The 26,817-nt window shown below is 47.4% G+C and carries 28 protein-coding genes; 6 read left to right on the forward strand and 22 right to left on the reverse strand.

Annotated elements, in window-relative coordinates:
- Nucleotides 1–26: 26 nt before the first annotated feature.
- Nucleotides 27–1,052 carry a catabolite control protein A gene (gene ccpA / locus BLS58_RS08635; protein WP_090398009.1) on the reverse strand — a complete coding sequence of 342 codons (1,026 nt, stop codon included), beginning with the start codon at nt 1,050–1,052 and terminating at the stop codon, nt 27–29.
- A 265-nt stretch (nt 1,053–1,317) separates the two neighbouring features.
- Between ccpA and BLS58_RS08640 the strand changes: the two genes are divergently transcribed.
- Nucleotides 1,318–1,596, forward strand: coding sequence for a hypothetical protein (locus BLS58_RS08640; RefSeq protein WP_090398011.1), 279 nt, complete (start codon nt 1,318–1,320; stop codon nt 1,594–1,596).
- A gap of 48 nt (nt 1,597–1,644) precedes the next feature.
- On the opposite strand, the gene BLS58_RS08645 is transcribed toward BLS58_RS08640, so the two are convergent.
- The 9 genes from BLS58_RS08645 to BLS58_RS08685 form a co-directional block, all read right to left on the reverse strand.
- A complete protein-coding gene (locus tag BLS58_RS08645) occupies nt 1,645–2,745 on the reverse strand; it encodes a bifunctional 3-deoxy-7-phosphoheptulonate synthase/chorismate mutase (RefSeq protein WP_090398013.1) in 1,101 nt (366 codons plus the stop codon).
- Between the two features lie 426 nt (nt 2,746–3,171).
- On the reverse strand, nt 3,172–3,492 hold the full coding sequence (gene ytxJ / locus BLS58_RS08650) for a bacillithiol system redox-active protein YtxJ (protein WP_090398015.1): 321 nt from the start codon (nt 3,490–3,492) through the stop codon (nt 3,172–3,174).
- A gap of 19 nt (nt 3,493–3,511) precedes the next feature.
- Nucleotides 3,512–3,946: a YtxH domain-containing protein gene (locus BLS58_RS08655; RefSeq protein WP_090398017.1), complete on the reverse strand. Its 435-nt coding sequence runs from the start codon at nt 3,944–3,946 to the stop codon at nt 3,512–3,514.
- 27 nt (nt 3,947–3,973) lie between these two features.
- Nucleotides 3,974–4,402, reverse strand: a complete 429-nt coding sequence (locus tag BLS58_RS08660) for a DUF948 domain-containing protein (RefSeq protein WP_090398019.1) — start codon at nt 4,400–4,402, stop codon at nt 3,974–3,976.
- 133 nt (nt 4,403–4,535) lie between these two features.
- On the reverse strand, nt 4,536–5,843 hold the full coding sequence (gene murC, locus BLS58_RS08665; protein WP_090398021.1) for a UDP-N-acetylmuramate--L-alanine ligase: 1,308 nt from the start codon (nt 5,841–5,843) through the stop codon (nt 4,536–4,538).
- Nucleotides 5,844–6,051: 208 nt separating this feature from the next.
- Nucleotides 6,052–7,155 (reverse strand): nicotinate phosphoribosyltransferase, encoded by a 1,104-nt coding sequence (locus tag BLS58_RS08670; protein ID WP_090398023.1) that lies wholly within the window; start codon nt 7,153–7,155, stop codon nt 6,052–6,054.
- A gap of 100 nt (nt 7,156–7,255) precedes the next feature.
- Complete coding sequence (locus tag BLS58_RS08675; protein ID WP_090398025.1) at nt 7,256–9,259, reverse strand: DNA translocase FtsK; 2,004 nt, start codon at nt 9,257–9,259, stop codon at nt 7,256–7,258.
- 96 nt (nt 9,260–9,355) lie between these two features.
- Nucleotides 9,356–10,156 (reverse strand): DUF1444 family protein, encoded by an 801-nt coding sequence (locus BLS58_RS08680; RefSeq protein WP_090398027.1) that lies wholly within the window; start codon nt 10,154–10,156, stop codon nt 9,356–9,358.
- A gap of 12 nt (nt 10,157–10,168) precedes the next feature.
- Complete coding sequence (locus tag BLS58_RS08685) at nt 10,169–11,194, reverse strand: PTS sugar transporter subunit IIC (protein ID WP_090398029.1); 1,026 nt, start codon at nt 11,192–11,194, stop codon at nt 10,169–10,171.
- A 100-nt stretch (nt 11,195–11,294) separates the two neighbouring features.
- Between BLS58_RS08685 and BLS58_RS08690 the strand changes: the two genes are divergently transcribed.
- Nucleotides 11,295–11,741, forward strand: coding sequence for a YtoQ family protein (locus BLS58_RS08690; RefSeq protein WP_090398031.1), 447 nt, complete (start codon nt 11,295–11,297; stop codon nt 11,739–11,741).
- A gap of 52 nt (nt 11,742–11,793) precedes the next feature.
- On the opposite strand, the gene BLS58_RS08695 is transcribed toward BLS58_RS08690, so the two are convergent.
- Nucleotides 11,794–12,867, reverse strand: coding sequence for a M42 family metallopeptidase (locus tag BLS58_RS08695; protein ID WP_090398033.1), 1,074 nt, complete (start codon nt 12,865–12,867; stop codon nt 11,794–11,796).
- Between the two features lie 140 nt (nt 12,868–13,007).
- Here BLS58_RS08695 and BLS58_RS08700 point away from each other — a divergent pair, with 140 nt between their 5' ends.
- On the forward strand, nt 13,008–13,319 hold the full coding sequence (locus tag BLS58_RS08700; RefSeq protein ID WP_090398035.1) for a PepSY domain-containing protein: 312 nt from the start codon (nt 13,008–13,010) through the stop codon (nt 13,317–13,319).
- A 72-nt stretch (nt 13,320–13,391) separates the two neighbouring features.
- Here the strand turns inward: BLS58_RS08700 and trmB are convergent, their stop codons facing one another.
- The 4 genes from trmB to thpR all read right to left on the reverse strand — a co-directional run bounded on the left by trmB (nt 13,392) and on the right by thpR (nt 16,715).
- Nucleotides 13,392–14,018 (reverse strand): tRNA (guanosine(46)-N7)-methyltransferase TrmB, encoded by a 627-nt coding sequence (gene trmB / locus BLS58_RS08705; protein WP_090398037.1) that lies wholly within the window; start codon nt 14,016–14,018, stop codon nt 13,392–13,394.
- Nucleotides 14,019–14,208: 190 nt separating this feature from the next.
- Complete coding sequence (locus BLS58_RS08710; protein WP_245723112.1) at nt 14,209–15,042, reverse strand: phosphotransferase family protein; 834 nt, start codon at nt 15,040–15,042, stop codon at nt 14,209–14,211.
- A gap of 136 nt (nt 15,043–15,178) precedes the next feature.
- Nucleotides 15,179–16,120 carry a nuclease-related domain-containing protein gene (locus BLS58_RS08715; RefSeq protein WP_090398039.1) on the reverse strand — a complete coding sequence of 314 codons (942 nt, stop codon included), beginning with the start codon at nt 16,118–16,120 and terminating at the stop codon, nt 15,179–15,181.
- Nucleotides 16,121–16,145: 25 nt separating this feature from the next.
- Nucleotides 16,146–16,715, reverse strand: coding sequence for an RNA 2',3'-cyclic phosphodiesterase (gene thpR / locus BLS58_RS08720; protein WP_090398041.1), 570 nt, complete (start codon nt 16,713–16,715; stop codon nt 16,146–16,148).
- A gap of 113 nt (nt 16,716–16,828) precedes the next feature.
- Between thpR and cysK the strand changes: the two genes are divergently transcribed.
- Nucleotides 16,829–17,755, forward strand: coding sequence for a cysteine synthase A (gene cysK / locus BLS58_RS08725; protein ID WP_090398043.1), 927 nt, complete (start codon nt 16,829–16,831; stop codon nt 17,753–17,755).
- Between the two features lie 661 nt (nt 17,756–18,416).
- Here the strand turns inward: cysK and BLS58_RS08730 are convergent.
- The 6 genes from BLS58_RS08730 to BLS58_RS08755 all read right to left on the reverse strand — a co-directional run bounded on the left by BLS58_RS08730 (nt 18,417) and on the right by BLS58_RS08755 (nt 23,681).
- Nucleotides 18,417–18,854, reverse strand: a complete 438-nt coding sequence (locus BLS58_RS08730) for a GNAT family N-acetyltransferase (protein WP_090398201.1) — start codon at nt 18,852–18,854, stop codon at nt 18,417–18,419.
- A 245-nt stretch (nt 18,855–19,099) separates the two neighbouring features.
- A complete protein-coding gene (locus tag BLS58_RS18395; RefSeq protein WP_425433684.1) occupies nt 19,100–19,405 on the reverse strand; it encodes a DinB family protein in 306 nt (101 codons plus the stop codon).
- A 45-nt stretch (nt 19,406–19,450) separates the two neighbouring features.
- On the reverse strand, nt 19,451–20,203 hold the full coding sequence (locus BLS58_RS08740; RefSeq protein ID WP_176764678.1) for a pseudouridine synthase: 753 nt from the start codon (nt 20,201–20,203) through the stop codon (nt 19,451–19,453).
- A complete protein-coding gene (locus BLS58_RS08745) occupies nt 20,196–20,864 on the reverse strand; it encodes a hypothetical protein (RefSeq protein ID WP_090398047.1) in 669 nt (222 codons plus the stop codon). Before BLS58_RS08745 ends, BLS58_RS08740 begins: the two co-directional genes overlap by 8 nt.
- Nucleotides 20,865–20,884: 20 nt before the next feature.
- Complete coding sequence (gene ftsW, locus BLS58_RS08750) at nt 20,885–22,045, reverse strand: putative lipid II flippase FtsW (protein WP_090398049.1); 1,161 nt, start codon at nt 22,043–22,045, stop codon at nt 20,885–20,887.
- 16 nt (nt 22,046–22,061) lie between these two features.
- On the reverse strand, nt 22,062–23,681 hold the full coding sequence (locus tag BLS58_RS08755; protein WP_090398203.1) for a putative polysaccharide biosynthesis protein: 1,620 nt from the start codon (nt 23,679–23,681) through the stop codon (nt 22,062–22,064).
- A gap of 165 nt (nt 23,682–23,846) precedes the next feature.
- On the opposite strand from BLS58_RS08755, the gene BLS58_RS08760 reads away from it, so the two are divergent.
- Nucleotides 23,847–24,791 carry an aldo/keto reductase family protein gene (locus BLS58_RS08760; protein ID WP_090398051.1) on the forward strand — a complete coding sequence of 315 codons (945 nt, stop codon included), beginning with the start codon at nt 23,847–23,849 and terminating at the stop codon, nt 24,789–24,791.
- Nucleotides 24,792–24,903: 112 nt separating this feature from the next.
- A complete protein-coding gene (locus BLS58_RS08765; protein WP_090398053.1) occupies nt 24,904–26,202 on the forward strand; it encodes an acyl-CoA thioesterase/bile acid-CoA:amino acid N-acyltransferase family protein in 1,299 nt (432 codons plus the stop codon).
- On the opposite strand, the gene BLS58_RS08770 is transcribed toward BLS58_RS08765, so the two are convergent.
- The gene (locus BLS58_RS08770; RefSeq protein ID WP_090398055.1) at nt 26,203–26,655 is read right to left on the reverse strand and encodes a DUF6884 domain-containing protein; all 453 of its coding nucleotides are present in this window, start codon (nt 26,653–26,655) and stop codon (nt 26,203–26,205) included. It lies immediately after the preceding gene.
- Nucleotides 26,656–26,817 lie beyond the last annotated feature (162 nt).

A 26,817-nucleotide genomic window follows, 5' to 3' on the forward strand; every position in this document is an offset into this window, starting at 1 on the left:
CACCTGTCATGTTTCCCGTGAGGCTATCATGAGCTGTCCCTGATAACCTCCTCATGTCTCGTTGTGTTTCGGTATTCGATTCCGTGAGGAAGCACAACCGTCTGCTCCTCGATCTCCTCGCTGTCCATGTATTTGGTTAACAATCGCATGGAAACAGCCCCAATATCGTACATCGGTTGTACGACGGTCGTAAGAGTAGGACGAACCATCGTTGCTAACCGGGTGTTATCAAAACCGACGATCTCAACATCGTTCGGGATGTGTAGCCCTTGATCCTGCAAACCATGAATCACACCGAGCGCCATTTCATCTGTCGCCGCGAAGATAGCGGTCGGCTTGTTCTCAATGTTTAGCAAGTCCTGAACGGATGCCACCGCTGAATCATGGGAATAGTCACATACCGAAACCAACGATTCATCAAATGGAATATTGTTCGTCTGCAACGCTTGCTTGTACCCTTTGAACTTTTGATAGCCGTTTATCGGGTCTTCCAGCGTTCCCGAAACCATTCCGACATGAGTATGACCTTTTTTGAGCAAATAGTCGACCGCGTCAAAGGCCGCTTGGGCATAGTCAATATTCACCGATGGAAATTCCGTGTCTTCATGGTATGTTGCCGCCAACACGATCGGGACGTGGGAGCTTCTTAAATGGTCAGCGTGTTCATCGGTAATTTCCCCTCCCATGAACAAAATGCCGTCAACTTGCTTCTCCAATAACGTGTTGAGCAAATGTAATTCTTTCTCCTTGTTGTTATCGGAGTTACATAAAATAATATTATACTTGTACATCGTCGCGATATCTTCGATACCTCTTGCGAGTTCCGAGAAAAAAATGCTCGAAATATCGGGAATAATCACCCCGACGGTTGTCGTTTTCTTGCTTGCCAGTCCCCGGGCGACCGCATTCGGGCGATAATCCAATTTTTCAATCGCATTTAACACCTTTTTTCTTGTCGTCGGTTTCACATTGGGATTGCCGTTGACAACCCTGGAAACAGTTGCCATTGAAACTTTTGCTTCGTCGGCGACATCGTAAATCGTGGCACTCATAGGAAAAATCCTCCTTATATACCCTTTCATTTCTTTGCAATCGGATACCATCATCATACGATAATTGAAGGAGGTCCGCAATTCTTCCCTGTCTTTCATATCGACAGTTGCACTTTATTGTTTAATCTTTTTTCCAACAAAGCACGCGAACCCCCTTTTTATTATTTCCGTTCAACATCCATCACAAACATACCAGTGAAAACAACTCGATTTGACATTTTCTCCGTTTCCAGATATAAAAAAAACAGGGAATTGTGAGGTGATCATGATCGATATATCCGTGTTAATTACTTATTTTAATTCCATTATTACACTCATTTTAGGTTTTATCATTAACAACGTTTTTGACCGAAAACCATATAAATGGATCGTCGGGGCGGCTGCGACTGTTTTGTTTTTCTTGTTCATCGTCTTCATCAACGATCTGGATGTGTACAGCTGGTCAACATGGCTTTACTTACTCCTCTATTTCATAACGTTGTTGATCGGGATGATCGTGTCCATCGTTACACGAAAATATCGTTATCAGGACGAGGACGAATAAAAAACTGGCACCTTCACGTCATCGTGAAGGTGCCAGTTTATACACTCGTTATATTCTCGCTGTTTCTTCCACACCATCTTTGAGCAAATTCTCAGCACGCAAAGTGTTGATGAAGTTATCGAATTGCTCGATATCCATTTGTTGGGCGGAATCTGAAAGGGCCACGGCCGGATCGGGATGAACTTCTGACATAACAGCGTCTGCGCCAATAGCGAGCGCCGCTTTTGCTGCCGGCAATAACAAGTCTCTTCTTCCCGTTGAATGGGTAACATCCGCAAGCACCGGCAAATGCGTCTCCTGTTTCAAAATAGGAACGGCTGAAATGTCGAGCGTGTTGCGTGTGGCAGTTTCGTACGTGCGTATGCCCCGCTCGCAAAGCATGAGATTCGTATTTCCTCTGGACATGACATATTCTGCCGCATTCATGAATTCAGAGAGAGTGGCCGATAGTCCGCGCTTGAGAAGGACGGGCTTATCCGTTGCGCCAACTTCTTTCAATAGCTCAAAGTTTTGCATGTTACGGGCGCCGATTTGGATGACATCGAGGTACTCATCGGCGGCTTCTACATCCCCGGGTGTTACAATTTCGCTGATGACCGCCATATCGAAGCGTTCTCCCGCTTTTTTCAGGATTTTCAAGCCTTCAACACCCAGCCCCTGGAAATCATATGGAGACGATCTCGGTTTATAGGCACCGCCACGAAGCAGGTTCACGCCACGGTTTTTCAGCGCTTCCGCTACTGTGAAAACCTGTTCTTCACTTTCCACGGAACAAGGCCCCGCGATAAGACGCTGTTGTCCGTCACCGATGTGTTCCCCTTTGACATCCACAACGGTGTTATCCGGATGCTTCTTGCGTGAAACGAGTAACGCCTTTTGCTCGTCTTCTCCCATGAGCTCAAGGCTCGCTTTAAAAATTTGTTTGAATAAGTGCTGCAGGGTACTCGTTTTAAACGGGCCTTCATTCTCATCCGCGATCAGATCGAGCATCTTGCGCTCGCGGACAGGATCGAAGCGCTTCGTTCCTGATTTACTTTTGACGCCGCCTATTTGTTGCACGATTTCCGCGCGTTCGTTGATCAGCTTTAGGATTTCCATATTTTTTTCATCCAGGGAAGCCCTAAGCTGTTCTAACTCTTCGTTACTCACTGACATCCACTCCTCTAACTATTTATTCTCTTGATGATTTTAAGAATCATTATAACTGATTATATGCATAATGTCACGATGTTTTTCTTTATGTCTTAAACGCTTTTATGTGTTAAAGTTATTTTTCCTGTTATTTGGCCCCACACTCCGCAGCAATTCATCGCGATTGGAAAGGTAAAATCATTCCTGCCGCGGCCGTTGGAACGTAAGTCACGACGGGATGGCGGAAAAATTGCTCCAACCGTAGTCGTTGGAACGTCAACCGCCATTGAATAACTTAAAAAGTGCCCCAACTGACTGTTTTTTCCCACATCCCACCTCTCACTTCCTACATCCAGCCCACAAAGGCTTTCATCTCTGTCACCTCCCCCTCTTTTTTTACATTTAAAATAGCCCCCGCAGATCGCGAGGGCAATAGTTACCATATTATAGAACAGCTTTTTCAAGGGTTTGTTCCGTGATATCGCCGTGCGACGTGTGCCACTTCGCTTCATTGGAGGTTAATAGCAGCGCCTGTGGCGACTCATGCTTAACGTTCCAGTACGTGGCCACATACTCCGATAACGGGCGAGCATCCTGGACGTTTAAATAGTAGACCGGTACTTCCGGATGCTCGGTGGCAAATGCCTTGAATTCGTCAAAAGCGTTGGCGCTGATCGGGCAAGTTGTACTGTTTTTAAACAACAGCACTTCCCCGTGTTCTTCAATCGCATCCAGCAATTGTTGTTTTTCATTTACATGTTTCAAACATTTCCCTCCGTTTCCCTTAACGATTTCCGGTTTCTTCTTTTAAGTTGGCTGCCTCTTGTTTCACCGAGTCCTTAATATTCTCCTTGGATGATTCCACTTCATCCGATAAGTCGTTTGCGAGTTCTTCGGCTGATTTTTGGGCATCACTGACATCCTCCCTGATTTGACCGGCGGCATCCTTAATGCGATCGACCATTTGATTGGATTGCTCGGAAACGGACCTTGCCATATTTTGCGTTTTATCAAAAGCGGTATTGGCAAATTCACTTCCCTTCTCATATGCCGTGTTCGTCACTTCATACGTTTTGTCTTTCGCGGTTGCCGCTCCTTCACTGATATCGCTCCGTAGTTCCCTGCCGGACTTCGGTGCCAACAACAGGGCTGCTGAAGCACCTACAATTCCTCCGATAAACGTGCCGATGAGTAAATCTTTCGTATTCATATCTCCCATCATTAAACCCTCCTAAATGTAATTTCATTAATCAATATTTTCTTCTTTATTCCTGCGCTGTTTCCACTTGTCATAGAGATCGATGCAAGCGTTCCCCCACTGGACGACGCGTGCGACCTGTTCTGCATTCCGCTCTGCTTCCTGTGAAACCGTATGGGTGATATTTTGAATGGAATCGGATACCTGTTCCGTTGATTTGCCGAGATCTTCAGCGGTTGAAAACAATCCTTCCAGTGATTCTGACTTGGATTCAAAGTCTTCGGCAAGACGATTCGTCGTTTTCACGAGATTCTCAGTCTCGGTCGTAATGCCTTGCAGTTGTTTCTCTACAGCATCTGCCGTATTTCCCAGCTGTTTAACCACCCCCTGGGCAGACTTAAGCGTTTGTATGATATAAAAAATAAGGACTACGAGCGCAATCGCAACGATCGCAATGCTTATGTATACAATTGTCATATTTGGCGTGCACCTCCTTCGTGTTGTTTCTACCTTTCCCCGGACGATATTTTTTCAAACACCTTGTCCGAATTTCATATAAAAGAAGTGACGAGCGGCCGAAGTCAACTATCACTTCTTTTTTGCCTTCATTTCACGTCGTTGGCGGGCAACACTCTTCATAGGCTTTCTGGTACTTTTGAATGTCTCCGGCTCCCATAAACAGCAAGACACTCTCTTTATGGCCGGCGAGCGTTTCAACATCAGGTTCCCGCAGTAAACGAGCCCCGGGGATTAAATCCCTTAAGTCCTCGCTTGTCGTTTGTCCCTGGTGTTCTCTCGTCGATCCGAAAATCTCACACAAATACACGTGATCCGCACATTTTAAAACATCCGCGAATTCCTCAAGAAACGTCACCGTTCTCGTGAACGTGTGCGGTTGAAAGACTGTGACGAGGTCACGGTCGGGAAATTTCGCTCTTGCCGCTTCGATCGTTGCTTTAATCTCCGTGGGATGATGGGCGTAATCATCGACCAGCCGCTGTGATCCCCATTCTTTCTCGGTAAATCGCCTTTTTACGCCGGGAAAATTCGCCAATTGTTCTTTAATGGTGGCCTGGGGCATCTCTTCATAATGACAAAGGGCGATCACTGCGAGCGCGTTCAGTACGCTATGGTCACCAAAGCCGGGTATAGTGAACGTCCCATAATAATCCCCCCGAATGGTCACTTCAAACGTTGTGCCGTTTTCATCACTTGTAATATTTTCTGCGGTAAAGTCATGATTGCCTTCAATGCCGTAATAAACAATGGGAACGGGCGCATTCAACGTCTGCAAGTATTCATCGTCGCCACAGGCGATAATGGCTTTATTCACCTGGGCAGCCATTTCGTCGAAAGCGTCAACGACATCACCGATATCCTTAAAGTAATCCGGATGATCATATTCAATATTCGTTATAATCGCGTAATCCGGGTGATAGTTGAGGAAGTGCCGCCGGTATTCACAGGCTTCAAATACGAAAAAGGAACTGTCTTTTTCACCTTTTCCCGTGCCATCACCAATCAGGTAAGAAGTCGGCCGGTAGGAACCAAGTACATGGGAAAGCAACCCTGTCGTCGAGGTCTTTCCATGTGTTCCGGTAACGGCGATTGAGGTAAATCGTGAGGCTAACTCTCCCAAAAAAGTCGGATAGCCTTTGACGGCAAGGCCATGCGTTTTTGCTTCTTCAATTTCTTCATTGTCATCATTATAAGCCGCCGAAGCGACAATGGTATGCTCGGGGCTTACATTTTGTTTATGAAACGAATAAACGGGGATGCCTCGTTCTTCCAAAGGATTTTGTGTGAAAAAATATTTATCTACATCAGAACCTTGTACGGTTTCATCCATATCATGAAGAATTTGTGCCAATGCACTCATGCCGGACCCTTTTATGCCGATAAAGTGGTAACTAGTCATTACAGGGGACCTCCAAATCTAAATTGCCCTTTACAATCAATCATCTAAACGTTCGTTTATTATACCAAAAACGTCTACAAGAACAAAATACATGCACCCGACCATAACGCTTACACCATGCTATGCCCTGATAGCCCAAAAAGAGATTGTCTTGCAATGATTGATTAACATTGTCATTTTTTATCAACAAACGAGCGTCTGGCAGGCATCAAGAGTAATAGATACGCTCGAGTTTCGGATTTACGCGGAGTTCCCGTCCCTGCTTCGCTTCATGGTAGCCATTCAGCAATACATTATCCCCGGTAAAACTCATCGTTTTTGCCAACAGGCTACTTCCGACCCCATACGAGTCGACCGGCACATTGGCTTCTTCATAAGCCTGGATTCTTTCAGCTGTAAAGCCTCCGCTTACGGTAATTTTGACGTCATGAAAATTTTCCGCGTCCAATGCGTCCCGTAAAGCGATAATTAAAGGGGCATTTACACCGGTGGGATCAAAATCTCCCATTTTATCCGGATTTCTAAAAAAATACTGATCCACCATGCTTCCGGAGGTATCCACCCGCACAGAATCAAGCGTGCCTCTGAATTCACGGGCAACGCGCAATGAATCGGTAATCACATCGTTGTTATAATCCACTAGTGCCATTAAACGATCATTGGGATACATGTCCCTATAAGCGTGGCTCGCGGCCACGAGATCCCCGTGAAACATTTGGATAAGAGCGTGCGGCATCGTGCCTACGCCTTCTTTTCCCCACCATTCATTCATCGCATGGGTCGTTTGCGCCTGCGAACCCCCTATGTAGGCCGCATATCCGTCTCCGGCCTGCTGGGTAAAGTGGTCATCGCGATCCCCCATGAAAATAACCGGTTTTTGTTTCCCTGAGCTTCGGGCTGCCTTAACCACTCCGTATACATTCGTGGCAACAGACGTTCGACGGGCAAAGATGCCATCGATCACACCTTCCAAATACCCGAAGTGTTGATAGGGACCGGTAATAGTCAATACCGTTTCATAGGGTTCAATTTTATCCCCGTCCTCCAGGGAATGAATCTCCAGCTCTTCGGGATGATCGGCAAACGTCTGCACGAGGGAGATGACCTCGTCCGTGCCGCACAAAACCCCGTGCTTTTTTTGAAAAAATTGCATCGTTACGATGTCATTGGGCTTATGCTTCTTGATAATTTCTTTCGTTTTTAAAAAATAAACGGAGGAAAACCAACCTTCACCCACACGTTTATCAAACTTAAACGTTTTGTTTGTCAGCCGTTTGATCTTCCCCTGTAATTTTAAATCGATCTCTTTCATGTCCAGGCTCCTCGTCTAAAGTAAACTTGGCTTATCGCCAACATGATGTTGTTATCGTTATCATATTAGATCGTGTGCATTTTCACAAGCAAGAGGCAGCTTAACCATCAAATTGTTCGGAAAGTTGCTCGTCATTAACGAGCACGTCACGTGGTTTTGTTCCGGCCGCCCCGGACACAATCCCTTTGGCTTCCAACATATCCATCAATCTCGCAGCACGATTATAGCCGATGTGAAAGTGCCGTTGAATGAGTGACGTTGAAGCATTTCCCTGTTCCACGACAAAATAAGCAACCTCTTCCAATAACTCATCTTCCTCCGAACGATAAGCATCCTTCACGATTTCATTTTTTGTGAACAAGTAGTTTGGTTCCCTTTGCTGGCGCAAGAAGGTCGATACCTCATCGATTTCCTGATCGGAAACAAATGTCCCCTGTAAACGGACGACTTTCGCTGCGCCGTTTTCGCTTAATAACATATCTCCTTTCCCGATCAATCGCTCCGCTCCTCCAGTGTCCAAAATCGTTCGGGAATCCACCATGGAAGACACGGCAAAGGCGATGCGCGTCGGGATGTTGGCCTTGATCAAACCCGTGATGACGTCGACAGACGGCCGCTGCGTGGCCACGAGCAGATGGATGCCGCACGCTCTTGCCTTTTGTGCAATCCGGCTAATAGCGGCTTCCACATCCTGGGGGGCAACCATCATCAGATCGGCCAACTCGTCAATGACGATGACGAGATAGGACAGTTTTTCCTCTGCTTTTTTATTATATCCGCTTATATCCCGCACACCTGCTTCAGCGAAAAGTTGATAGCGCCTTTCCATTTCCGAGACAGCCCATTTCAACGTCATGGTCGCTTCTTTCGGATCGGTAACCACAGGCGCGGCGAGGTGGGGGATATCTTGATAAAAAGCCAGTTCTACGACTTTAGGATCGATAAGCAAAAGCTTTACATCCTCGGGGTCGGCCTTATACAACAGGCTGACGAGAATCGAGTTAATGCATACACTTTTCCCGGAACCGGTAGCCCCGGCAATCAGCCCGTGCGGCATGCTGCTGAGATCCATTATGATGGGGCTTCCGGTAATATCAAGACCTAAGGCAACAGCCAGGGGGCTTTTATGATTTTGAAAAGCCTCGTTTTCGAACAACTCGCGTAAAACGACAGGCTCGCGATTGTCTTTGGGGACTTCAATGCCGATGGCATTCTTGCCGGGAATCGGGGCTTCCATCCGTAAATCGGTGGCGGCCATCGCCAATTTCAAATCGTCACTCAGATTCGTCACTTTATTTACCTTAACCCCGGGAGCAGGTTGCACTTCAAAACGAATAATCGAAGGGCCTTCCGTCACTTTGGTCACCGTCGCGTTCACCTGAAATTGCTGCAAAGTTGCTTCCAGTTGATCACGTTGCGCTTGTAAAACGTTTTCATCAACATTGGTTGATTGAACCGGTGCGGTTAATAACGTAAGCGGCGGTGAGCCATAACTGCTGCCCTGTGATTGTGGCTGCGGTTCCTTTGTTCTCGGGGCCGTCTTTACATCGCGGACATCACTGGCCGGCTTTTCCGGTACCTTGGGTTGAGTTTTCGGCTTAGCTTCATGGTCGGTTTTCACCTGCCGATGCCGCTCCTCATTATTTGTCAGTGGAAATGGTATGACTTGGTCTGTCACCGTGGGTTTTGGGGGTTCTTCCACCGTTGTCTCCTGTTTAGAACTTTGCCGCTCTGGTCGTTTCCGTTTCACCGAAGGCTGTTGGTAGCCAAAGACTGGAGAAGGGATATGACTGGCCGCAAAATTTCGGTTAGTGAAGTATTCTTTCTTTTTTTCTTTCTGATTTTCTTTCCGAGGGGTTTCGGTTTCGGCCTTATTCTTTCCTGCATCCACTTCCGAAGAGCGTGGCCGATCTTCTTCTACATCCACCGGGAAGCGAAAATTCCCCTCCTTAGGATAACGATGTATTACCTTGGCCCCTGAAGCCGTTCTCGCAGGCGTGCGCGGGCGCCTTATATATGAATCTGCGTTCTTATTTTCATCTATTTGCTCGCCGAAAAAGTAGCGGGTGAGCTTTTTGTACATGTTCTTCCATTTTCTGGACATCAGCGATCACCTATTCCAACATTTTGAACCGCGTCTCTTACATTGTACAGTATGAGACACAGAAAACCATAGGGATCTTTTTCCCTATGGTTTGGTTCACTGATCTTTTTTCGGTTTTTTACGAGCGAGGATAAAAATCGGATCAAGTTTTCCGTCATCATAGATAAACGGAAGGGCCGTGATCGGCATCCGACCATCTCCGAAAAACTTGAACGTCATCTGCGCCAGAACATCATATCCTTCATCATTTTGAATGTCGGCGAGAATCAGAACGTCCTGGTGGGGGACAGCAAGGGCAAGTTCGCCTTCTACACTGGCGGCCATTTCTTTTACCCAGGCTTCATGTAAAATTCGGCTCGCGTCATAGCCATCATTCGTATTAACGAAGTAAAATCGGTTCCCCGCGACGTCGTCTGCTTTAAGTGGCGTTGCCAAGGAACGAACATTAAAGCGGGCCGCTTCCTTCATTTTTTGCTCACTTATGCCTTCATCCTCAAGCATCTGCTGATCGATGAGCGCATATGTCTTCCCTTGGTCAAGCGCATAATAAATCCGTGTTTCGGCCGTATGCTCGTCATATATTAATGTCCGGCCATCCTCCGTCTCGGTTGGAAAAGAGGTGGAACGGACGACCGGATAAATCATCTGTTCGCGACCGGAGAGGGATTTTTGCTTTTTCATGGCGTCGAACGTTTCCTGAATATAGGCGAGCGTTTCCGTAAATCCGTCCTCCCCTTTATTCTCATATTTCGATTCCAGGCGCGGGAGATCAAGGGTCAGTCCTTTGCCGATCTCCCCATGCTCAATTCGGATTTGTTCCTGTTCCTCATCATAATCAACCTTATGGTCCGAGAACGCTTGCCTCACCCGTTCCAATACTTTTGATTTTTTCGCCATCACTCACTACTCCTATCCCTGCTTTATGCTCATATCTCCGTCTTTAATGCGTCCGCTTTTTCGCAGTCCGCGATCGATAACATAGGTCAGTATACCCGGGAGCACGATATGAAAAACGAGAATGAGGATAAAAACGTGCATCGTAAAGCCCATCGTCGTAAACGTCATGATCTGCCCGACGAAACCGCTCGTCCCCATACCGGCGCCTTCCGCGTTACTCGCCATTTGGAAACCGATCACCGCGATCGGCGCTAGAATCATGCCGGCAATCGTCGGCGGCACGACGATCCACGGGTTGCGTACCATGTTGGGCACTTGCAGCATCGATGTCCCGACCCCGAGCGACACGAGGCCGCCCCAGCGATTCTCACGGAAACTGCTGATGGCAAAACCGACCATTTGCGCACTGCAACCGACTGTAGCGGCGCCGGCCGCCAAGCCGTCCAGTCCTAACATGATCGCGATCGCCGCGCTTGAAATCGGAAACGTGAGGGCCAGTCCCATCAAAGCCGAAACGAGAATGCTCATCGTGAATGGCTCTTGCTCCGTCGCCCAGTTGATGACGCCTCCAAAAGCCTCCAACCCGCTTCCAATCGCCGGTCCGATCGTCGAGGCGAGCACAAAACCTGTAGCTATCGTAACAAAAGGTGTTAAAAGAATGTCAAATCGCGTTTCCTTGGAGACTAATTTTCCACATTCCACGGAAATTAAAACCGCGATAAATGCACCCGCCGGGCCGCCCAACTCTTCGCCGGCAGCCCCGCTGACAACGGCAGAAAACATAACAAGCGGCGGTGCTTTAAGCGCATAAGCGACCGCCACCCCAATCGCGGGACCCAGGAGACTCATCGCAAGGGCGCCCATGTCTTCGAGGAAGCCACCGATAAAAACATGTTCCGGAATTTGCTCGCCAGCCGTTTGAATAATCAGCCCCACAATCAGTGAGGAGAATAATCCTAACGCCATATAACTTAAAGCCGTGATGATATATGTATGCCACGATAATTCGATGCCCTTCTTTTCCTGATACGCGCGCATATGGTAACCAGGCTCCTTTGAAACTCTTCGTTTGCTTTGTGTCAGGCAAAAATATACACTGGATGAAAGCACACTTTTACTATGATGGGGTGAATACAAAATGGAACTTAATGTTTACCTAGCCGGACAAATTCATGACGACTGGAGAGAAAATGTCAAGAATAAAGCGATGGCAAAAGAACTCCCGGTCCGCTTTTTCGAACCGATGACCAATCATGATCGTTCCGATAACATCGGCGAGGAAATTCTCGGCGAACAACCGAATGCTGTCTTTAAAGACGAGGCTGCCTCCGCGTTCAATAATCTCCGGACAAATGTGCTTATGCAAAAAGCCGACATCGTTCTCGCTTTATTTGGCGACCAGTACAAACAATGGAACGCGGCCATGGACGTAGGCGCGGCAACGGCTTTAAACAAACCACTCATTTTAGTCCGCCCGGAATCGTTACATCACCCGGCCAAGGAAATGGCCAAGCAAGCGCAAGTCGTCGTTGAAGATCTCGATCAGGCGATCGAAGCCCTCGCTTACATCTTTCAGAAAAATTAAGACAACTTATACGGTCAGCGGAGGGGTTCTTTTTCCCTCCGCTGAGTTCTGTTTAAGCTTGTCCATGGATAGCGTCCACAGTTGAGCGGTCGGCATTTCGAACGAGGGTCGTGATCAGTTCCTTGGCGGCCGCATAATCATCCACGTGAAGGATGGAAGCGCTCGTATGAATATAGCGGGCACAAACGCCGACAACCGCCGACGGCACGCCATCTCCCGAGGTATGAACCCTGCCGGCGTCCGTGCCTCCCGGAGAGATAAAATATTGATATGGAATATCTCCGCTCTCCGCGGTATCAAGCACAAAATCGCGCATCCCGCGATGGGTGATCATCGTCCCGTCATAAATACGTAGTAACGCTCCTTTTCCAAGCTCCCCAAACTCATCTTTGCGAGTGGTTGTGTCATTTGCCGGACTCGCGTCCATGGCAAAGAAAATATCCGGTTTTATCATTTGCGCGGATGTTTGTGCCCCACGCAGTCCTACTTCTTCCTGAACGGTGGCGCCAGAATACAGGGTATTTGGCAACGTTTCATTTTTCACTTCTTCGAGCAGTTCTATCGATAACCCGACCCCATAACGGTTGTCCCAGGCTTTGGCCATTATTTTTTTCTCATTCGCCAGCGGTGTGAAATCACACACCGGTACGATCGGTAACCCGGGATAAATACCCAACCGCTCGGCGTCTTCGGCGTCATCAGCGCCAATATCAATGTACATTTTATCAATAGACACCGGTTTCTTGCGGTCCGCTTCTTTAAGGAGGTGCGGAGGTGTAGAACCGATGACCCCGGGAACTGGCCCGTTATCGGTAATGATCGTAACTTGCTGCGCGAGCAACACCTGGCTCCACCAACCACCCAGCGTTTGAAATTTAACGAGGCCTTTTTTATTCACCGACGTCACCATAAAACCGACCTCATCCATATGGCCGGCCACCATAACTTTCGGATCCTGTGGGTGGCCTTTTTTTACGCCGAAAACACTTCCCAGCTTATCCTGGATCACTTCATCGGCATGCTTGTTGAGTTCCTGTTTCACATACGCACGCACTTGATGTTCATGACCCGGTGGCCCAGGCATCTCCGTCAACGTGCGAAACATATCTTTCGTTTGCTCATCCATCGTTTCCCCTCCACCATTTTTATTGTAGCGAATATTGTCGGACATTTCTACATTATCATTGCCTGAACGATTGGACAATTGATTCATATCCGCTATACTGGGGAGAGAATGCGTGAAAAGAAAAAAACGGAGTGATCATAATGAAAATCAGAGATTTAGTGATCGGCGTGACTGTCGGCTTTGCTGCGGGATATGCGGTCAAGGAAGCATGCACAAGCAAATCCGTCTCACCTGAAAAGGCGTTAAAAGAAGTCAAATCAAACGTCCAGAACAAAATCCCGGTGAACGGCTCCTGGATCCATATGAACCCGGAACACTATGAGAAAAATGATCTCGACTATGACGTTTATCGCGGCGGCCTCTCCAGTCATGAAGACGGCCAGACGAAGCAGCATGACTTCGTAGTAGACGCGAAAACCGGGACGATACTTGAATTGGACAAGCAACGCTAGAATGAATTAGACGGATCCTTCAGGGGATCCGTCTTAATTTTGCCGGATAATTTGGGGTTCGCTGATATATGTTCAGCTGATTGGTAAATATGCCTCCACTCGAAAAATCCGCTGCCCGCGTTCGGCAAATTTTTGCTCGTATTCGGTCCGCACATTATCCTCAGGTTCATTCTCGTGGAGATCGAGCGTTAAATTTCTCAGGTGATACCCGTTCTGCGAAAAGTACATCACGGAATAGGTAAAAAAATCTTCATTATCCGTTTTGAAATGAATGTCACCGGTCGGCGACAAAAGTCTCTCGTACAATCGTAAAAACGTCGGGTAAGTAAGCCGACGTTTTTCATGGCGCGTTTTTGGCCAGGGATCCGTAAAGTTCAAATAAATGCGATCGACTTCCCCGTCAGCAAAATAATCGCCAAGTTCAGCAACATCGCCATGAATAAACCGTAGATTATCCTGCTGATCATTCCGTTCAACCGCGTAAGACAGGACACTTTCGATCTTTTCCACACCAATAAAAGAAACAGCAGGGTGTTTTTCGGCCATCTCCGTTAAAAACTGACCCTTCCCGGTGCCCAGTTCTACATGCAGCGATTGTTTCCCGGCCCAGCGGCCGCGCAGTTCTTTCGGTCGCGGGGGTACTATCTCCGGCCGCTCACGCAGGATTTCTATAGCTCCGGGTCGCTTTCTTAATCTCATTTTTTCCTCCGTAATGGGGCATATCTTTTTTGGCGCCGCACACCCCATTTTGATCATTCTTTCATTTTGGGGGTCGCGGGAACGGCCAGCGCACCCCATTTTTGTCATTTTTCCATTTTAGGGGGCGCGGGAGTCGCCAGCGCACCCCATTTTTACCATTCAGCAAATTTGGGGGTCGCGGGTCGAAAACTTAGGCCAGGTTCTTCCCAACTAAGGCATCCAGATAGCTGAGCCATCCGTTAAGATGCTCGTCGTCTTCATGATCGCCTTCACTTAATAGCCACTCAACAGTGTGTAACACAGCATACCAATGCATCCTTCTGAGCAGATCATTGCTCAATTCAAACGTATACGCCTCCAGCCATTCCCCCCACTCTGTCTGCGGGACATACCAATAGAGAAGAATGCTTAAATCCAAGGCCGGATCCGCCACGGAAGCTCCGTCCCAATCGACAAGAAACAGTCCCTCTTTCTCGTCCATAATCCAATTGTTATGGTTGACATCACAATGACAAACGACAAATTGCTCGGGATAAACAGTCGATTTCCACGACTCCAGGAAGGCGAGGGCTTTGAATAATATCGGGGCTTCTCGTTCCATAGGCAACGAATATGTATACAGGCGCCTTAGCAACACCTCAGGTGTTTTCACTTCCGTTTCGATGCGTTTCAACATATCCAACAGTTCAGGAGATCGATGAATACGCCCCAGAAGTGACGCGACCTCGGGCTGCTTCATCTCCGAATGTTTCAGCTTGCGCCCGCTAATCCACTGTTGGGCCGTAATGACATCTCCATTGGTCAGTCGTTTTGTCCAAAGGAGTTTTGGAACGATCCCTTCAGCTGAGAGCACAGCTAAAAAAGGGGAAGAATTGCATTTTAGAAACAATTTTCGCTCGCCGTCGCGGGCTGAAAAAGCCTCACCCGTTGAGCCCCCTGCTGTCTCCAATTCCCAATCGCTTCCCAAAAGCATCTCTAAGCCCTTTTTTCGTTTTGCCTTTTTGTGAATATCCAAATATTCCATGGGCGGAGGTTCCTTTTTAATATTTGTATAGATTCGGTCTAAAGAAAACTTGGCTTATCGCCAAGCCTGGCTCTGCCATCGAAAATACATCATAGCAAATGGATGAAAGAGCAGTCAACGCGATACATATGTACGCTTATCGGCTCTGTTCTTCAGACGTTTCTACCATATGCCCTTTGCTATAAGCCCTCGTTTTCCCTTGTCCCAGCAAACATTCAGCAGCCTGAAACTGAATTTTTTTCATGGGAGAAGCATGCCTGCCGATATTATTCATCCATTGATCATAGCCGCGATGATCCACGATCGTCACATTATGGGCAAGTTCGGTATCGTCTACAATCGCAGCAGGCAAAAGGACCACTTTCTGAACAGGAAAATATATTCCATTGGCCTGGAAAATAGATTGAACCACATCTTCCATTCTTTTCACAGCGAGTAATGGGTTCAAGCGCTTATATTCTTTCTTCGACCTGAATTCACGCCAAAAGCGATTAGAACCCCCTTCAAACAACGTATGCGGCGGGGTTTCAACATACGTGACACAATAGATTTCTGAAGGAGAAAGCAAAAGAACATCCAATTGCACATCTGCTTGCTGGATCCTGAAAACAGGATAGTAAAAGACCATATAATTGTCCGGCAACAAACGCAAAAACTCACGCAAGCGGCTGTCATACCGATATTTACTGTCGAGTACAGATTCTTCTGACGAGGAAGATGATGCCCATTTCAGTTGCGATTGCATCCATTCATAGTAAAAGAAAGCAAGTAATGACTCGCGACTTTTTCCGACGAGATGATGGTTTTTGTCATCATGATCACTTTTTTCATCATTCGGTTGCCTTTTATAGATCCCGCTTACTTTCTGTAAGGCATATTGCCAAAAGGATTGCTGGACGTCAGCAAACCAATCTTCGTCATCGGGATATTCAGCGCCAACGCCTTGATTGGCTTCCGCCCACGCTCTTTGCAACTGCTGCCACCGCTCCCGCTTCAAACGTGTATACTGTGACGGGTACTGCTGAATATCAACCTCGTATCGAGAGACATAATCTTCGAGTTTCACAAGATGGGCCATACATCTCTTCCTCTCTAAATGCTTTTTAGACACTTTGCAGCGGAAAACGCGTGACGAACTGATACCGCGGCAACTGCCCTAAACGAACCGCGTACAGCCCGACTTCTTGCACTTGCCAATGAATGTCTTTCCAGTGCCTGGTTTCGCTTTGCAGTGTTTCTATTGGACATATTTCTTTATGTTTCCAACGTTTTGCGATCGTAATATGTGGCCTAAACGGCCGTTTCTCTTTTTTTAAACCAGCGTCAACGCACTTTTCCATCACCGCGGCCTGCAGGTCCATCAGCGATTGGATTTTTTTGACATCCGCAAATAACACACGTGGCCAATTTTCATTTCCAAACACGGCCACCCCGTTCAACTGTACGTCAAAAGCAGAAAAATGCCTAAGCATGGAGGGAAGATTCTTCTGCAACTGGGTTAACTGACCCTCGTCGACACCACCGAGAAAAAAGAGTGTGATATGATAATCGTCAACGTGTGTCATGGATTTGAAGTTTTGCAATTCGGGAAATGCCGTGAGTTCATGAAGCTGTTTTCGCACAGATTCTGGCACAGGAAGCGCCAAAAAATAATGCGTTTGCTCATCGACCATGTAGATCCCTCCGGTGATTATTAACTATATGATATCTCAATTCCTCGCCATATGGAATAGTCTTTCCTTCGTGATATAATCCCATTAGACATAAAAAATAGGAGATGAAGCCGTTGTCCGTTTATACGAATATCTCAGAGCTCGTCGGCGAAACCCCGTTGGTGCGGTTGAACAAACTCACCGATCAAAAGGGAGCCGACGTCTATTTAAAACTCGAATATCAAAATCCAAGCGGAAGCGTAAAAGACAGAGCTGCGCGGGAAATGATCGTCCAGGCGGAAGAGAGCGGTGCCATCAACGATACAACGACGATTATTGAACCAACATCCGGAAATACAGGTATCGGCCTGGCGATGAATGCCGCGGCCAGGGGCTATGCCTGCATTTTAACGATGCCGGACACGATGTCCCTCGAGCGGATCAACATTCTGAAAGCCTACGGCGCGCGAGTCGTCTTAACCCCGGGCGATAAAAAAATGCCGGGAGCGATAGAAAAGGCTCATGAATTGGCCGAAGAAATCCCGAACAGTTTTATTCCGATGCAATTCGAAAATGAAGCCAATCCTGATGCGCACCGAACATCTACGGCACAGGAAATCAAAACAGCCATGGACACATTGGACCGACCTTTAAAAGCTTTTGTCGCTGCATCCGGAACCGGAGGCACCATCACCGGAACCGGCGAAACGTTGCGATCTTATTATCCGGAGCTCGCGATTCGTGTCGTCGAACCTAAAGGCTCTCCGGTTCTCTCCGGCGGCAAACCGGGTCCGCATAAACTCGTCGGCACGTCCCCGGGCTTCGTTCCTCCGATTTTAAACGAAAACATTTATGACCACATTGACGCGATTAACGATGAGAATGCGTATGACACCGTTCACGCCCTCGCCCGTGAAGAAGGCATACTCGTCGGACCCTCCTCAGGCGCTGCTTGCTATTCCGCGCTGGAATTGGCCAAACAGTTTGAGCCCAACGACGTTGTGGTCGCCATTACGTGCGACTCGGGTGAACGCTATTTATCGACGGACTTATTTGGCTAGAGGTGGGAGGTGTGAAAAAGCGTGAGGGCGCTGATATATGTGCGAGGTCGCTGATATATTCATGAGCTCGCTGATAAACCCGTAAAATCGTTGATTTAATCGTAATGTCATCTCTCTAAAAGAATAGAACTCGCGTGAAAGGGACGGTGACAGGAATTTTGTACCTTTAAATGAAGGTGAGCAGCCCCAAGGGTATGATTTCAACGTTTTCATACCCCAAAGGCCGAGCGGGGCTCTCCGTGAGGGATGATATCTGCGTTTTCATACCCCAAAAGCCGAGCGGGGCTCTCCGTGAGGGATGATATCTGCGTTTTCATACCCCAAAGGCCGAGCGGAGCCCTCCGTGAGGGATGATATTCTGCGTTTTCATACCCCAAAAGCCGGGCGGGGCTCTCCGAATCAGTAAGGAAGTTCGAGAGATGACTACGCAAGAATTGGTTGATGAATTTGGCACTACTCAGCGCACCATCCAGTCCGTAGCCCGAGTCATGACAAATGGATCGCGAAAATTACTTCTAGCCCTATTCTCTCCAGGTAAGCTGTGCCTCTTTTATAGCCCCCGGGAAAATTAACAGGTGCTGTGTCGAAGGAGATATGATGCCAACTTTATCTCCTCTTTTCAAACGACTTGCTTTCATCAACCGTCACATTCCAGAACCATTTATTCCAATGTTTTTTTAAATACATAACTTGCTTTTTCATATGTCATTTTCTCTTCATAAAAGCGATGCGCATCATAACGTTGTAAACCTGATGAAAGAGCAACACTGTCATAATTATTCTCTAAGGCCCATTCATGAACGAACGAGAGAAGCTTTTCCCCATAACCTTTTGAACGTCTATGATTATCTGTAACTAAATCACACACCCAAACAAACCGTCCATAATATAGAGTGATCATAGGTTTAAATCCAGTAACAGCAACAATATCTCCCTGATCGTATAAAGCAAACAATCTGTACATATCTTTTTCCTTTGCCTCAACCACCAATTCCATGTATTCTTTTTCGTTAAGATGCGAGCGCAATTGCTTCATAATCGGGAATGCGCTGATAATTGCATCTTCTGTACCAAGTTCTGCAATCGTTAAAGTATCCATAGCCATCTCCTTTTGTTCATTTTGTTGTTCGCTCATCATCATCCTTAAACCACTTTTTAGCCGATTAATATGAGCCTGATGATACCTATTGTGGTCTGCAATATGCCATAGGCCCCAGCGAATGGTTGCTTGTTTCTCGTTCTCATGTCCGAAAGCGACCACTTTTTCTAAATCAGCGTCTCTAAGTTGTGTGCAAGTTTCTTGCAACATTTTTATAACGCCTTCATGGTTCGACAGCAAAGTATTCAAAGACTTGCCTTAACCATGGGAAGCTCACCATTTTTGTCTAATGCAGGTCCGTATTTTTCCTCTATAGAAGAGGGAAGTGATTGTCCTTTGATTCTATACACCCAATTAACATCAACATACGTGAGGTGGTTTATTAGCTGAGCAGCACTATTAAGGGTGTTATTTGGACCCTTGTAATCCACTTCTTCTTGTGACATGCCATTAGTAATTAATTGTAGTCGTTGGCTATTTTCTTTCACAGCCGAATATAATAATCCCACTATCGGTGACATGTCTCCATCACCTTGTAAATCGAAAAACATCAGTTAGATCCACCTTAAGTCATCACGCATTTTAGCCGTTCTACGCTATGAGCCTCCGCTTTTCTGCTCCACATCCCGGGAAATCGCTTCCAGTTCCTCCGCCGTGAGCGGGCGGTACTCCCCGGCTTCCAAATCATTATCCAACCGGACATCACTCATGCGCACCCGTTTAAGCGCTGTCACCCGACGGCCGATTGCTCCAAACAGCCGTTTTACGTGGTGATACTTCCCTTCGGTTATCGTCACATTCAAGCGGTATCCGTCCTCTGCCTGCTCAATCCCGGACATTTTCGTCGGCTTTGTTTCCGTGCCATCTTTCAGTTGCAATCCTTCCCGTACCTTTTGCAAATCTTCGTGATACGGCTCGGCATCCAACCAGACTTCATATTCTTTCTCGACCCCCAGGCGCGGGCTTGTCAACCTGTGCGCCCATGTGCCATCGGTCGTCAAAAAAAGTAGTCCGGTTGTATCTTTATCGAGTCGTCCAACAGGAAACAGTTCATTTTTTTTATCAGCAGCATCAATATCATCGAGCACGGTCGCATCCCGATCATCCGTTGTGGCGCTCACGCGCCCCTCTCGTTTATTCATCATAAAATAGACCGGTCCGGGATGATAATGAACGGTCTCGCCTCCTACCGTAACGGTATCTTCATGGATATTGATTTTCGCCGCTGCATCTGCAATCAGGCTGCCATTCACCTGTATCTCTTTTTTGCGTAGCAGTTTTTTCACATCTTTGCGGGAGCCGACGCCCGCGGCCGCGAGCCATTTATCAATCCGCCATCGTTCAGTCATCGTTTTTGCCTCCCCGCCATTCATTCAATACCTCTGTCGCAAAATGGCCATGGGTGCCATATTTATGGGCTTTCGCGATGCCGCCTGGAATGCTCGCGCTCACAGCTTCAATGACCTGATCGGCCACATGCTCTTGCTGCAAGCGCTGTTCCAACTTAAGCAATGCCCGCAAACTTTCTTCAGTAGCGATGGCATTCCCTTTTAAAATGCTCTCCTCATCGGCGATCATCGTGTCAAAAGCGCCGTCACACCAACGAATAAATGGTTCCCGACTTTCTTCTTTTTCAAACGCAAACGCTCCCTCGCCCATCGTTCGCAAGATGTCTGCGTGTCCCGCGAGTTTACAGGGGACAGCGATTTGATTGTTTTGCAGATAGTCGTTCATGTCTGCCTTCATCACTTTCGTCGCGCTATAAAAGAAGGAAGTGCCCTCCGTGAAACGCCCGCCCCAGCGCCGAAAAAAGTCTGCGTAAGCTTGCGCCGGCAAAGCGATCAACACTTGCGAATAACGGTGAAAATGCTCGGGTGATACATAGGTACAATCGGGATCTGCATCAACGACGGCCCGGGTGCGGTTGTAAACAGCTACGGTTGTATTTTTCCTCGCGACTACCCGCTGAATGATCGCATGGGCCAGTTTTCCATATCCGATAACAAGCATGAGGTTCACTCCCTAATCACTTACGCGTGAAATGCAACATTTTCTTCTTCCTGTTCCTGTATGTCTTTCGATTGCGGATGATGACGATCCTTATGATTTTGCAAGGAGATGTTGACAAGGATCGCCGCGCCGGCAAGCGATATGATTAAAGACGTTCCTCCATAGCTAATAAAAGGAAGCGGAATCCCGGTAATCGGCAGCATACCGCTCACGGCACCGGCGTTAAGGATAAATTGAAACAACAGTTGAAATACAATGCCGTAGGCAAGTAAAGAACCAAATAAATTTTTACAACGCGCACCAATGAGAAGGCCTCTAAATCCGATGATGAAGAAACAGAGAATGACAAAACCAATCCCCAGCCAGCCCGTCTCCTCGGCAATAATCGCCAGAATAAAATCCGTATGGGCTTCCGGCAAATAACCCAGCTTTTGCACGCTTTGCCCAAAGCCTGCTCCGGTCAAGCCACCGTGTGCGATCGATATGTAAGACTGGATCAGCTGTAAGCCAAAGCTATCATCGTAAGCAAAGGGATCACGAAAAGCAAGGATTCGGTTCACACGATAATCGGCCTGAAACACGAGGAATAACACGACAGCCGCCGAGAGTGTACCGAGAAAGGCAAGGTGCCGAAAACGCGCCCCCGACAAAAACACAATCACCCCGGTGACGAGCAAGATCAATACGGCAGTCCCTAAATCCGGCTGCAACAATATGAGCGTAAATAAACCGACGACGATAATGAGGGGCGGAGCCACCCCCGTGGCGAACTGATCGATATATTTTTGCTTTTGGGAATACACTTGCGCGAGGTAAATGATCACCCCGAGTTTGACCAATTCCGAAGGTTGCATGCTGATCCCGGCGATATTGACCCAGCGGGTTGCTTCATTGGCCGCGATGCCAAGGGCCAAAACGAGAACGAGCAAAACGATAGACAGGCCGATGATATATGGGCTTAATTTTTTATAATAATGGTAGCGAAAGTTCATGAGAACAGCGAAAACGAGAACCCCTAAGCCAAAATAGATCAGTTGTCTAAAGATAAAATATGTGGATGAATTAAACTGGTCAATAGAAAGTGGGTAGCTCGCGCTATAGACCATGATTAAGCCAAACAATGTCAATGCAAATACAGCGGAAATCAATATCCAATCAAAAGCCTTAATCCGTTCGCGCACCTTAAACACCCACTTTCTATCTTTTTCTCATAAAGGCAAAACGATTTCCGATTACTTTTTCTGCCAATCCGGTTCGAATAGCCAAAATCAGATAAACAAACATTCCAATCAACACACCGAATATTAAAATCGTCACAAATCCAGCCTGTCCGGAAGTGTCAAAGATGACCGCGCCGCCTTCTCTAACAATGTATACCGCGATAGCCATCACCGCCGTAAAGCCCATAATCATCGCCGCCTGTCGACCGATTTGCGTAAAGCGATAATCTGCAAACTTTCCTACGGCCCAGACGTTAAAGCCAATCGCCGCGGTATAACCGATAATCGTCGCACTCACCCCACCGAGGGCACCAAAACTGGCAATCAACCCATAATTAAGCCCGAGCTTAATGAAAAGGCCAATACAAAGGCCGGCCACGGCATATTTTTGCCGATTCATCCCCTGCAACATCGCCGCTGTGACAGCGAATATTGAAAACAGGATCGCCGCGGGCGCATAGTAACTCAAAACCATGCTGCCAATCCCGATATCCTGAAGTCCGTATAAGGAAGCAAAAGCCGGTGTTGCCAAAATCGCCAACCCAAAGGCGGCCGGGATCGTGAAAAAAAGAATGATCTGGAACGTCTTCGTAATCAGCCCATGCATCTTTTCCACATCACGATTCGTATTGGCTTCCGTAATCGCCGGAATCAGGTTTACTGCCATCGCTGTGGCGATCGCCACCGGAATCATAATCAAGGCATGGGTTGTCCGGGAAAATACACCGAACGCCGTTTCTGCTTCCCCGGCATTCGCGCCATATGCCGCCATGGCATCGTTAAATGTAAACATATCAATCACTTGAAAAAGCGGAATTGCCAAACCTACGAAAGATAACGGCAACGCATATACAATCAATTCCTTGTACATGGAAGTGAGCGACAACTGATGGTCTGTTTTACTTTCGCTAATCTGCTGCTGAATTCCTGCCTTTCGTTGCCTCCAAAAATAAAGAAGCACGAAAAGGGAGCTCAAACCACCGATAAAAGCCCCGAACGTTGCCAAGCCGACCGCCAATCCTAAAGACCCGCCAAAAACTTCCAGGACGATAAAAGCGGTCGCGAGAATAAACAGGATGCGAGCAACCTGCTCAATCACTTGGGAAACAGCGGTGGGGCCCATGGATTGAAACCCTTGAAAATAACCCCTGAGAACCGCCATCCCCGGAATGATCAAAAGGGCAATGCTCACCATGCGAATCGTAAAGACGACATCGCTATGGCTATTGCCTGAGGGATCCCCATTGCTCGGCAATACCCAGCCCGCGATCACGGGAGCCATGAGAAAAAGGACCAGAAACGCGATAAAACCTGTCGCCGTCATAAATACGAGACCGGATCGAAACAAACGCTGTCCCGTGTGGTAATCATCGAGGGCGTTGTATTTCGAGACAAATTTTGAAATCGCCATCGGCACACCCATGGTGGCCAGGCTTAGCAATAACTGATAGGGAAGATAGCCGTATTGATAGAGCGCGTTCCCCTGTTGTCCGACCAAAATCGTAAAAGGAAATATGTAAATCAGCCCGAGAAATCTCGAGATCATCGTCGCGCTCGTCAGCAGCATCGTGCCACGGACAAGTTTGGTATCTGCCATCAAAATCAACGCACCCTTCTTGCAACCGTACAACAGTCGTCTCTTGATTTTATCATAGGGAAAGGATGAAAACGAATGGCAAAATCGTGTCCGTATGGCCAAAAAGTCAAACGTCGGGGAGATATGTTAGAATGAAAGACATCCAACTAAGGGAGGTTGAAAAAATTGGAATATCGTTTTTTAGGAAACACTGGAGTAAAAGTCAGTGAAATCAGCCTGGGTAGTTGGCTTACTTATGGCGGCTATGTCGCAAAGGACGCGGCCGTCAATTCCATACACAAAGCTTATGACCTCGGCATCAATTTTTTCGATACCGCCAATGTCTACCGCCGCGGGGAAGCGGAGAAAGTCGTCGGCGAGGCATTGCGGGAATATCCACGCGAATCTTACGTCCTGGCAACAAAAGTGTTTAACCCTATGGGTGAAGGGCCCAACGACAGCGGCCTCTCGCGCAAGCACATTATGGAACAGGCCAACGCAAGTTTACAACGCCTGGGACTCGATTATGTTGACCTCTATTATTGCCATCGTTTCGACTCGGAAACCCCGTTGTATGAGACGTTGCGAGCCCTGGATGATTTAGTGCGGCAAGGGAAAGTGCTCTATATCGGCGTAAGCGAATGGTCTCCGGCGCAGATCGCGGAAGCCTTGCACATTGCCGATAAACGGTTACTGGACCGCCTCGTCGTCAATCAGCCCATTTATAATATGCTCAACCGCTACATTGAAAAAGAAATCATTCCTCAAGGGGAACAACACGGTGTTGGCCAAGTCGTCTTTTCACCGTTAGCCCAAGGCGTATTAAGCGGAAAGTATAAAAAAGGTGCAGAAATCCCTGAGAATAGCCGTGCGGCTGAAAATTACAAGATCATTTCCCGCTTCCTGAACGATGAATCCCTCGATAGGGTCGCGGAACTGCAGGATGTGGCAGCGAAGGAAGATCTATCGTTATCACAGTTGGCCATTGCCTGGATCTTGCGTCAGAATAACGTCTCCAGCGCTTTAATCGGAGCAAGCCGCCCCGAACAAGTGGAAGAGAATGTCAAAGCGAGCGGCGTAAAACTTTCAGCCGATTCGCTGGAACGGATCGAGACGATTTTGGAAGGTTAGGTTGAGTATCAGTTAGCCTTTATCTCCCGTGAGTGGACGGTCTCTCTCGGGAGATCTTTTTTGTGGCCATCATCCGTTTCTGACATACACCAAAATATAAGGAGCACAACCCATGGTGACCACAAAACCATCACTGTCTGCTCAGCCCATCGATACCTATGTGGACGAAGACTTGAATATCTTCATCTCTGATTGTCCAGCTAATGACATCATCACCCTTCGGGCAACGGCAAACGATGACGAAGGGAAATTGTTTGAATCGTATGCAAAGTTTCGGACAGACAGTTCAGGAAGAGTAAACGTATCTCAGGCACAACCTGTGGAAGGATGTTACGAAAAAGCTGACCCCCACGGCTTATTTTGGTCGATGCAGCGGGCAGGGTCCAAACTCGGCGATTATTTTCTGAAAAATGAAGCGACACCTCTGTCTGTGGAAATAAATCTCGAAATGAATGGACATACAATCGATACAGTCACCGTTCTTCGCCATTTCTATAAAAATGACATCAAAAGGGTTGTCGTAAAGGAGCACGAATGTATGGGCGTGCTGTTCCATCCGATTGATCAAGGTCCATGCCCGGGCATACTCCTTTTAGGGGGTTCGGATGGAGGCGTGTTAGAACAGGGAGCGGCACTGCTGGCGTCTCATGGATATTCCGTATTGTCTCTTGCTTATTTTGGTACTGAAGGTGTTCCGAAAAATCTGGAAAACATTCCTTTGGAATACTTTGAAAGCGCTACTGCTTGGCTAAAAAAACATACCTCAGTCAATGGCCGAGTATCAGTGATTGGCTTTTCGAGGGGAGGTGAGTTGGCACTTTTATTGGGAGCGACATTTGATGATTATCAGGCGATCATCGCCGGCGCTCCGAGCATGTATGTCACCGCCGGTTTGAGAAATAATACGTTCGCGCCGATTCCTTCATGGACTTATAGGCAAGAAACTCTGCCTTACATGAAGTTTTCATATCGTCCTTCGATTATTATCTCCATGTTGAAGCGTTGGCTCTTAAAAAGCCCTGTGTCATTTCAGGCCATCTGGAATCATACTTTACGTGATACAGATAAAATAAAAGATTCACGTATCCCGGTCGAAAACATAAATGCACCGGTTATGACGATAGCCGGCGGAGATGATCAACTCTGGCCTTCCGCTTATTACACTGAGGAAATAAAAACAACACTTGCGGTTGAAAATTCAGGGAATCAAAATGTCTACTTAACTTATGACAAAGCCGGTCATTTTTTATCCTTTCCGTACGCCCTGCCAAGCCTCCCCACAAACACTAACATGCACGTCGGTGGAGGTATGACGATGACCTTCGGCGGTACCAAATGGGCAAATGCGCAAGCCACATCAGAGTCTTGGCTTGAAATCCTTGCATTTTTGAAAACACATACGACGCAATAATTACAACGGTCGCCCTTCGCTTACCGCTTGTTTTAACTTTTGCTGCATTTCGCCGATGCCGCGACTCCCAAGTAGCGGCATCTCAATGTCATGGCCGGGCCCGAAACTTTTTTCAACGATGGGCTTGTATTTTTTCCCCGTAAGGACGACAAGATGTTGAAAGTCGTTCAGCCGTTTTCTTTGTACTTGTTCAGCTAAACTTTGCATTGGAATAATGTCATCACTTTTATGACTAAACGATAAGTTGTAGGGGCCGGGAACAGTATCCTCCGGCTGTAAAAACCCATGTTTCGCTGACAGAATCACCCACTGGGGATAAAACGTCTCTGCATACGCACGACACAAACGGTGAAATGTGCCAATGTAAGCATCACGGGCAAAGACGGGGCCAATCTCTCCTTCCCGGTCCCATATTTTTTTATTTCCACATGGGATAATGGCAAGTGTCGTCAAATAACCACCACGGTTTCGTCAAATTCCAAATAATAGTTACAGATGTGTCTGGGTATTGAGATTTCTCCAGATTAATTCGTTCTTCTGATCCCTCTCTGGGCGGATTCACTGGCGTTTGAGGGATCGCATCGCTCTTCTGATCCCTCTCGGACCGGATTCACT

Origin of the sequence: Natribacillus halophilus (assembly GCF_900100185.1) — a bacterium.
Classification (GTDB): domain Bacteria; phylum Bacillota; class Bacilli; order Bacillales; family Marinococcaceae; genus Natribacillus; species Natribacillus halophilus.

Bases quoted from the DNA above. Each gene is read 5' to 3' on its own strand.
- ccpA (WP_090398009.1), bottom strand. From the start codon at position 1,052: ATGAGTGCCACGATTTACGATGTCGCCGACGAAGCAAAAGTTTCAATG.
- BLS58_RS08640 (WP_090398011.1), top strand. From the start codon at position 1,318: ATGATCGATATATCCGTGTTAATTACTTATTTTAATTCCATTATTACA.
- BLS58_RS08655 (WP_090398017.1), bottom strand. From the start codon at position 3,946: ATGGGAGATATGAATACGAAAGATTTACTCATCGGCACGTTTATCGGA.
- BLS58_RS08660 (WP_090398019.1), bottom strand. From the start codon at position 4,402: ATGACAATTGTATACATAAGCATTGCGATCGTTGCGATTGCGCTCGTA.
- murC (WP_090398021.1), bottom strand. From the start codon at position 5,843: ATGACTAGTTACCACTTTATCGGCATAAAAGGGTCCGGCATGAGTGCA.
- BLS58_RS08670 (WP_090398023.1), bottom strand. From the start codon at position 7,155: ATGAAAGAGATCGATTTAAAATTACAGGGGAAGATCAAACGGCTGACA.
- BLS58_RS08675 (WP_090398025.1), bottom strand. From the start codon at position 9,259: ATGTCCAGAAAATGGAAGAACATGTACAAAAAGCTCACCCGCTACTTT.
- BLS58_RS08680 (WP_090398027.1), bottom strand. From the start codon at position 10,156: ATGGCGAAAAAATCAAAAGTATTGGAACGGGTGAGGCAAGCGTTCTCG.
- BLS58_RS08685 (WP_090398029.1), bottom strand. From the start codon at position 11,194: ATGCGCGCGTATCAGGAAAAGAAGGGCATCGAATTATCGTGGCATACA.
- BLS58_RS08690 (WP_090398031.1), top strand. From the start codon at position 11,295: ATGGAACTTAATGTTTACCTAGCCGGACAAATTCATGACGACTGGAGA.
- BLS58_RS08695 (WP_090398033.1), bottom strand. From the start codon at position 12,867: ATGGATGAGCAAACGAAAGATATGTTTCGCACGTTGACGGAGATGCCT.
- BLS58_RS08700 (WP_090398035.1), top strand. From the start codon at position 13,008: ATGAAAATCAGAGATTTAGTGATCGGCGTGACTGTCGGCTTTGCTGCG.
- trmB (WP_090398037.1), bottom strand. From the start codon at position 14,018: ATGAGATTAAGAAAGCGACCCGGAGCTATAGAAATCCTGCGTGAGCGG.
- BLS58_RS08710 (WP_245723112.1), bottom strand. From the start codon at position 15,042: ATGGAATATTTGGATATTCACAAAAAGGCAAAACGAAAAAAGGGCTTA.
- BLS58_RS08715 (WP_090398039.1), bottom strand. From the start codon at position 16,120: ATGGCCCATCTTGTGAAACTCGAAGATTATGTCTCTCGATACGAGGTT.
- thpR (WP_090398041.1), bottom strand. From the start codon at position 16,715: ATGGTCGATGAGCAAACGCATTATTTTTTGGCGCTTCCTGTGCCAGAA.
- BLS58_RS08730 (WP_090398201.1), bottom strand. From the start codon at position 18,854: ATGGATACTTTAACGATTGCAGAACTTGGTACAGAAGATGCAATTATC.
- BLS58_RS18395 (WP_425433684.1), bottom strand. From the start codon at position 19,405: ATGTTTTTCGATTTACAAGGTGATGGAGACATGTCACCGATAGTGGGA.
- BLS58_RS08740 (WP_176764678.1), bottom strand. From the start codon at position 20,203: ATGACTGAACGATGGCGGATTGATAAATGGCTCGCGGCCGCGGGCGTC.
- BLS58_RS08745 (WP_090398047.1), bottom strand. From the start codon at position 20,864: ATGCTTGTTATCGGATATGGAAAACTGGCCCATGCGATCATTCAGCGG.
- BLS58_RS08755 (WP_090398203.1), bottom strand. From the start codon at position 23,681: ATGGCAGATACCAAACTTGTCCGTGGCACGATGCTGCTGACGAGCGCG.
- BLS58_RS08765 (WP_090398053.1), top strand. From the start codon at position 24,904: ATGGTGACCACAAAACCATCACTGTCTGCTCAGCCCATCGATACCTAT.